The following is a 6,807-nucleotide window of genomic DNA, read 5'->3' as shown; positions in this document are numbered from 1 at the left end:
ATGGTTTGAAGATGGAAGTAATTTATGGACTGCTGTTTCTCCCTTACCTTCATATAAAGTAGGAATTGGTACTTCTAATCCTTCTTATACACTTCATGTTGAAGGGACAAGTTATATGAAAGGTTTTATAATGCCGACAGGAGCACAGGAGGGTTATGTCTTAGTTTCTGATAATCAGGGAAAAGGAGGTTGGAGAGATCCTGTCTATACTACTTTTAAAGTTGCTAAAAAAACAAGCGATCAATCTACAACAAGTACTGCACTAACTGATGTTACTGAGCTTTCCTTTAACGTTGAAGCAGGTAAGTTTTATTTTTACGAGTTTTATTTAGTAGTAAGTTCTGCTGCTGCAGGAAATGGAATTGGTCTTGCAGTATCCTATCCAACGGCGACTGTAAGTGCATATCAAGCAAGAATACCAAGGGCTGCTGATGGAACAGATTCAGAATATGTGGGATACGGCACTTTTAGTGATGACATTGTACTTTCTGCTGGTGTACCAGCAGCAAATGTTGATTATATTGCTTTTGTACAAGGTATAATAATTCCAAGCACAAGTGGTACTCTCCAACTAAGATTTGCTTCAGAAACAGCTGGAACTGCGGTAACAATAAAGAGGGGTTCTTTTGGAAGAATGATTTCTTATTAATGCTTTTAAAAGAAAAAGACTTTGATTCTTTTAAAAAATTTATAAATCTCTTCAATTTAAGGAGCGATAATAAATTAGCTCTTCTTCAAAAGGTTTTATTAATTTTTTCAAAAATTCCTTATGAAAATTTAACAAAATTAAAAGAGGCTGATGAAAAAGAGCTTGAAAAAAAATTAAGAACACCCTTTTACATTATAAATGATTTTTTTGAAAAGGGAACAGGAGGAACCTGCTTTTCCCTAGTTTACTTTTTAAAAAATCTACTTGAATATTTAAATTTCAAAGCAGAATTTTTATTATGTGATAGAAGCTACGGGGAAAATACACACACCCTTGTTAAAGTAGAATTCGATGATAAAAAATTTTTATGTGATGTAGGTTATTTAATTTATAAACCAATTCCCTTAGATAAGGAAATCATTGAGTTTGAAACAAAGGTATATAATTTTTTATTGGAAAATAAAGGGAAAGAAATTTATGTATATACAAAAAATGAAGAGGGATTTAAAAAATTTAGATATAAAATAAAGATGGAAAAAGTAAGCGAAGATGATTTTATCTCAGCATGGAAAAAATCCTTTGAGTTTGAAATGATGAATCACATGGTGATATCAAAAGATGTAAGTGATGGAATGGTCTATATAAAAGATGAGCATTATCATAAAATAGTGAAGGGAAAAACTTATTACAAAAAAATAAGTAAAGAAGAATTAAAAAAAGTATTAGAGGAGCTGAATATAAAATGGCAGAACCTCTAAAGCCTACACCTGTTAAACTGTTTACCGGAATATTTTTTAATGATAAAGATGTTGTTTTAAAAGCAAAGGATGAATTAATTAAAAAAATTGGGGAAATCGATTATGAAAGTCCGATTTTTGATTTTAACTTTACATCTTATTATGAAAAAGAGATGGGAAAAGACATTAAAAGAATTTTTTATTCCTTTAAAGATCTGATAGATCCTGCAAAAATAGTTGAGATAAAGTACATTTCTTTTGGAATAGAAAAAAAAATTATGGATTCTGAGGGAAAAAGAAAAGTGAATATAGATCCAGGCTATATGGATTTTTTCAAGGTTGTTCTTGTTTCTTTTAAACCAGGCGGATACAAAATTTATTTAGATAAGGGAGTCTACGCCGATATAACATTATGGTATGAAAAGGGGAAATTTAAACCGCTTTTAACCTCTTTCCCTGATTTTAAAAATAATATATATGAAAAGACTTTCTTGAAAATAAGAGAAATATATAAAAAAGGCTTGAAAAATTTATAGTAGTATTTTGGCACTATCAGGGCTATTATTAAAAAAAACCTTTGATTTCTCTTATTTTTCTTTCAGCTTCTTCTGGTGTAATTACGCCTTTTTCGAGTAAATCGAGAATTTCCATTAATTCGTCTTTTGAATAATAGGGTTCGATTCCTAATTTTTTTAAAAACTCCATAAATCTCTGTCTTGTGGTAGGGTAAGAAAGACCGAGTATCCTTGAAACTTCAGAGAGATTTCCTCTTGTTTTTAAAAATAAAAATAGGAGATTAATTTCATCTTCAGAAAGTGAAAACAGAAAGGGAATATCAAATTCACCTTCTATTTTAGTCTTACAAGAGGGACACTCTAATAGCTTTATTTTCAATTTTTCAGAACATACAGGACACATTCCAATTATTTTTTTCATTCTTCTTTTTTAACCTTATTTATTGCTTCTTCTATACTTATTTCTCCTTTTTCAAGCTTATCAATTATTTCTTTTATTCTCTCTTTTTTTAACTTTCTTGTTTTTTTTTACTTCTAAGATAATCGAGAAGAGAAATAATGCCTATTATTACAAGTATCAGGGGCCAGTCTCTTTTCCAATTCCAAAATGAGAAAAATCCAAGGTTTAAAAGCCATAAAAAAAGTCCTAAAATTATTAAAAATATTCCAGTTTTCATCTTACTCTATCCATATTTTTACAAAAGATCCATTTTTTTCTTCAATATTTATAATCTCTCCTTCTGTTTGTTCCTTTATTGTAGATATAATCTCTTCTAAGTCTATGTTTTTTTCCTTTAGTTGCTCTTTCTTCTCTTTTGGTATAAACTTCGTGGCTATCTTTATGAGTCCTATAGGGATGCTCATGTTTAGTTTGTCTCCATTTTTATCTTCGATCTTTATCTTTAAAAACCTTGCTGTTGAAGTTTTTTTCTGAATATCGAGAATTGCCTCAATAAGCTTTTCGGCTTCTTCTGCTTTTAATTTTCCCGTTTCCACCATCTTAAGTATTTTTCTAATTTCCTCTCTCATTATTCCCCCTTAAAGCTTAGTTCAAAATCACCTACGTAACTTTCAACTTTTACCCTTTTGTGCTTTTCCTCTCCATAAATGTAAACGTTTCCTTCTTTTTTAAATTCGGAGGGAAGTTTAATTTCACCCCCATAACTAGAAAAAGTAATCATTGTTGGTTTTCTTTCTGTTTTTAACTTACAATCTCCGCTATAGGTCTTTATATCTAGCGTTTCAAATTCGGCGTCTACATAAATATTACCTGAGTAAGTTTCTATATTGAGTTTATTAAATTTTCCCTCTACTTCAACTTCACCGCTATAGCTGCAAATAACAAGATAAGACTTTTTTTCTTGAGGAACTGCGATTTCTATATCTTCATTGTAGGAGTGTATTAAGACTTCATTTCCTCTCTCTTCGAATCTGATGTCATTCCCTTTTATTTTTATATTTTCTCTTTTTTCAGAAAATGTTTTTATGTCACCGTCATAGGACTTAACCCTTATTATTTCTTTTGATGGAGCTTCTGTGACGATTTCTTTACCTTTCTTTAAAGAAAAGATTCCGGCATAGCTTATGGCATCGTTTATGCTTTTTCTTATAATCTCAGGTATCCATTCAAATCCAGGAAACTTAGATTCCCTTTTATCTTCTTCTTTTATTGCTTTTATGAGCCTTTCAGCCTCTTCTGCACTTATTTTTCCCTCCTCAAGTAAACTTATTATCTTTTTGATTACTTCTTCTATATTTTACCTCCTAAAATTCAAAATCTTATTTTATAAATTATAACATATTTTTTAAATTTTGTCAAGATTTTTTTTAATTTTATAAAAAATTTTTAAAAATTTTTAAATCTATTTTTAACAGTTTAAAAATTTTTTTGTTAACTGTTCGGGGTAATAATTTTGATGATGTATCAGTAAAAAAGGCTTTTAAACCTTTAAGTAATAGATGCCTTTATGAAATTTAACACTTTCTTCATCAAAATTGATTTTGTAACTACCTCCATATTTAAAAACATATTTTCTATTAAAAACCTTCCTACCGGATAAATCAAAAATTTCAACTATAAATTCACCGCCATTTGGTAATTCAATTGGTAAATAAAAGCTACTCTCAAAAGGATTCGGAGTAGGTTCTCCAACCCAGAATTTTAAACCTTTAACATAAATTTTTAAAGGACCCAATACTTTTATTACACTTTCACCTTCCTTTACATCTATTCTGTAGGTATATTCACCTTCTGAAAGTGGCCCATCCTTATTACGTAATTTCCTTCACTACGGATAGTTAAATAGAACTCTTCTTCTCCAAGAGCCCTAACGTCATATCTAACAGGACCATAATAAGTGGAAAAAATTACAGAATCTCCTGGGTTAACAAGAACAGGATAAGACCATAGAAGAACCGCAGAATCGTTGCCTATATCTTTATTAGGATTAACAAAATAGGAATATCCTGGATAAACATTTGGATGAAACCAGCGAATTACTGCTAATGCATCAGGGTTTGTTGCCACACCCCAATCACTTATGTATCCCATCGTTTCTTGCTAATGGCACTTCATGACCCGGAAGTGAGTCTTGACACAAGAAATTTTTGTTAAAATTCGGTGAATAAAATCTTTCTTTTATTAGAAAATTGTTTTCAAGATTTGGTTTTATAATTGCCCCATCATAGACATCTATTTCTATATCCCACTCAATTCTTAAACCAACCCATTTAGGAGAAAGTGATTTATTTTTAAAGGTATATCTTGTAAGAATTTGGTCATAATGCTGTTTTGGAACACCCCATAAAGGTCCATATGAATACTGTCCATAGGCAAATATCAAATCTTGCTTCACTGAAACACCCTTATACCACCATGTTTGAATTAGTCCAACTGAATTATCGCTCATAACTGGATTATTTGGTTAAGTTGTGGGAATTCCTTGATTTCCAATAGGTCTCCTCAAGGCTCTCTCTTATACCTTCGCAGGTTTTGCATATATAAAGTTTTGACCATCTATCCTTATTACTGCATCTGAACTCCAAGGAGTAAAAGTAGTACCAAATAAGATGTTTATTTCATCGTCACTTTTTATATTAGTATCACCCTTAACATTTGAAAAATGAGCAATTGAGCCATCTGAGACGTTGTCAGAAGCTATTATCCTTACCCATTCATTATAAACTGTGTCAGTTCCAGCTGGATCCTGTTGAGCTGGAATTGTAAGCGTCTGAATCCTTATTCTTGCACTATAATTACTTCTTGCAGAGGTAAATGCATCAGTTATAACTGCATAAACATAATAATTGCCAGGAGAAATACCTTTTACATCCCATCTAAAGGAATCAGATGGTGAATCTTCTGAAATTTCACGAGTAATTAGAATACCATCATATCCAGCAGGGTTATTATCATAAAAAAGAGAAATTGTTGCATTATCATCAAGATCGCTATCATCCCATTTTATCCAGACATATCCGTCAGCGTTTATATTTGAATTTGGAAAAGTAATAGTAATTGAAGGTAAAGAATTTTAGTTTCTTACAATTATATCCTCTATGTTTGATTCTTTACTTTCCTTATAAGATGAATTTCTTATCGCTTTAGCAACATAATAATATGTACCTGCAGATTTACCAGTGATATTATAGAAAGTATCAACAATTGTATTTGAAATTAAAGCTCTTTTATTAAAGGAAACTACTTTAAAATCGTCAAAGTAAAAACCTCTTGAATCAGATACATTACCAATAAATCTAAACCTAAATTTTAAAAAATTTCCTGTATACTCATTAAGGGAAACTCTAATCTTTCTCCAAGAAGAATTTCCTCCTGTTTGTTCCCATAAACTTGTCCAGGAAACCCCGTTATCATTTGAAACCTCAAAAATTATTTTATCATTGGCGCTTAAATTATACATAGCAAAAAATTCGCAAAACCCTCCACCTAATCCTATCTGATAATTACTTTTTGTATAAATTAGGAAGAGTAATTATAAATATGTTCTCCTGACCAGAAAGAAGAACCTTCTGAAAAAGCTGCCTCTTTTGTTACAATGAAAAAGTTTGTGTTCCAATTATTAAGATTATTTCCTTCATCATAAAATAAAAGGGTCTCATCTGAAATTTCCCAAAGGGCGTATCTATCTGCTCCATTTACCTTTTTCCAATAAACAGTATAGTTTCCATCTTGATCATAAGAAAGGGGATAAATAAAAGGTGCTTTTAGGCTGAAAAAACTTCAAAATTATCCAAATGAAAACCAGCATATGTTACACTTCCATCAGATATTAAATTAAATCTTAATCTTATAGTATCCCCATAAAGTGTTTGAGGAATTAAAAACTTATCTTTAATCCAGGTTGCTGTATATCCATTAAAAGTAGATAAATTTACCCACGTGATTTCATCTTTTGATGCTTGAAGGTATACATAATCGTAATTTGCTTCAAGAGAATCAAAATGATAAAAGGATACAAAAACTGAATCATCTGCACTAAATGAAGTAAGGTTTATATAAGGAGAAAAAAAGTAATTATTTGAGTTATTTTCATAGGTATTATATCAAGGTCTGTTGCCCAACAATTTGGCACTGAATAAGAGTTTTTAGGACCCCTTGTGGGAGTCCCTAATTCCCATTCATCAAAAGTTCCTGAATGGGTCTAACCCCCTGGATTACCAGGAGAATCAAAATTGTCTGACCAATCAGGTACAACTATAGGAATTGCCACAAATTTTTCTGTTTTCTTGTCGTTTAATTTATTTTCATCACTGGGAAGTTCTGTTGTATCTATAACTGTATATTCTCCACCTGAAACTGGTACATAGCTCCAAACTTTTGTACTTTCAGCTCCAGAGGGTAAATTTAAAATATATTTCAAATTATTTAACACAATTGAACCATCTT

11 protein-coding genes are annotated in these 6,807 nt (G+C 30.8%); 3 read left to right on the top strand and 8 right to left on the bottom strand.

What is annotated here, in order from left to right:
• The 3 genes from ABDH49_05445 to ABDH49_05435 form a co-directional block, all read left to right on the top strand.
• Positions 1–649, top strand: a 649-nt coding sequence (locus ABDH49_05445; GenBank protein ID MEN3046407.1) for a hypothetical protein, incomplete at its 5' end; no start/stop codon positions are given.
• Positions 649–1,407: an arylamine N-acetyltransferase gene (locus ABDH49_05440; GenBank protein MEN3046406.1), complete on the top strand. Its 759-nt coding sequence runs from the start codon at positions 649–651 to the stop codon at positions 1,405–1,407. The genes ABDH49_05445 and ABDH49_05440, both read left to right, overlap by 1 nt.
• Positions 1,392–1,922: a DUF4416 family protein gene (locus ABDH49_05435; protein ID MEN3046405.1), complete on the top strand. Its 531-nt coding sequence runs from the start codon at positions 1,392–1,394 to the stop codon at positions 1,920–1,922. The genes ABDH49_05440 and ABDH49_05435 overlap by 16 nt, the downstream gene beginning before the upstream one ends.
• Before the next feature lie 28 nt (positions 1,923–1,950).
• Here ABDH49_05435 and ABDH49_05430 read toward each other — a convergent pair whose 3' ends face one another.
• From ABDH49_05430 to ABDH49_05395, 8 genes are all read right to left on the bottom strand, one after another.
• Positions 1,951–2,322: a DUF2089 family protein gene (locus tag ABDH49_05430; protein ID MEN3046404.1), complete on the bottom strand. Its 372-nt coding sequence runs from the start codon at positions 2,320–2,322 to the stop codon at positions 1,951–1,953.
• 257 nt (positions 2,323–2,579) lie between these two features.
• Positions 2,580–2,930: a hypothetical protein gene (locus ABDH49_05425; GenBank protein MEN3046403.1), complete on the bottom strand. Its 351-nt coding sequence runs from the start codon at positions 2,928–2,930 to the stop codon at positions 2,580–2,582.
• Entirely contained in the window at positions 2,930–3,445 is a 516-nt protein-coding gene (locus ABDH49_05420; protein MEN3046402.1) for a DUF4097 family beta strand repeat-containing protein, read from the bottom strand. The genes ABDH49_05425 and ABDH49_05420 overlap by 1 nt, the downstream gene beginning before the upstream one ends.
• 396 nt (positions 3,446–3,841) lie before the next feature.
• Positions 3,842–4,096, bottom strand: coding sequence for a T9SS type A sorting domain-containing protein (locus tag ABDH49_05415; GenBank protein ID MEN3046401.1), 255 nt, complete (start codon positions 4,094–4,096; stop codon positions 3,842–3,844).
• Between the two features lie 32 nt (positions 4,097–4,128).
• Entirely contained in the window at positions 4,129–4,452 is a 324-nt protein-coding gene (locus ABDH49_05410) for a hypothetical protein (GenBank protein MEN3046400.1), read from the bottom strand.
• Positions 4,436–4,810, bottom strand: coding sequence for a hypothetical protein (locus ABDH49_05405; protein MEN3046399.1), 375 nt, complete (start codon positions 4,808–4,810; stop codon positions 4,436–4,438). Before ABDH49_05405 ends, ABDH49_05410 begins: the two co-directional genes overlap by 17 nt.
• Before the next feature lie 624 nt (positions 4,811–5,434).
• The gene (locus tag ABDH49_05400) at positions 5,435–5,821 is read right to left on the bottom strand and encodes a hypothetical protein (protein ID MEN3046398.1); all 387 of its coding nucleotides are present in this window, start codon (positions 5,819–5,821) and stop codon (positions 5,435–5,437) included.
• Between the two features lie 741 nt (positions 5,822–6,562).
• On the bottom strand, positions 6,563–6,807 hold a 245-nt coding region (locus tag ABDH49_05395; protein MEN3046397.1), incomplete at its 5' end, for a hypothetical protein.

The organism is Candidatus Hydrothermales bacterium (genome assembly GCA_039630235.1).
Classification (GTDB): domain Bacteria; phylum Hydrothermota; class Hydrothermia; order Hydrothermales; family JAJRUZ01; genus JBCNVI01.
The sequence above is the reverse complement of the archived record's forward strand: the minus strand, read 5'-3'. Positions and strand labels throughout refer to the sequence as shown.

Bases quoted from the DNA above. Each gene is read 5' to 3' on its own strand.
- ABDH49_05440 (MEN3046406.1), top strand. From the start codon at position 649: ATGCTTTTAAAAGAAAAAGACTTTGATTCTTTTAAAAAATTTATAAAT.
- ABDH49_05435 (MEN3046405.1), top strand. From the start codon at position 1,392: ATGGCAGAACCTCTAAAGCCTACACCTGTTAAACTGTTTACCGGAATA.
- ABDH49_05430 (MEN3046404.1), bottom strand. From the start codon at position 2,322: ATGAAAAAAATAATTGGAATGTGTCCTGTATGTTCTGAAAAATTGAAA.
- ABDH49_05425 (MEN3046403.1), bottom strand. From the start codon at position 2,930: ATGAGAGAGGAAATTAGAAAAATACTTAAGATGGTGGAAACGGGAAAA.
- ABDH49_05410 (MEN3046400.1), bottom strand. From the start codon at position 4,452: ATGGGATACATAAGTGATTGGGGTGTGGCAACAAACCCTGATGCATTA.
- ABDH49_05405 (MEN3046399.1), bottom strand. From the start codon at position 4,810: ATGAGCGATAATTCAGTTGGACTAATTCAAACATGGTGGTATAAGGGT.
- ABDH49_05400 (MEN3046398.1), bottom strand. From the start codon at position 5,821: ATGTATAATTTAAGCGCCAATGATAAAATAATTTTTGAGGTTTCAAAT.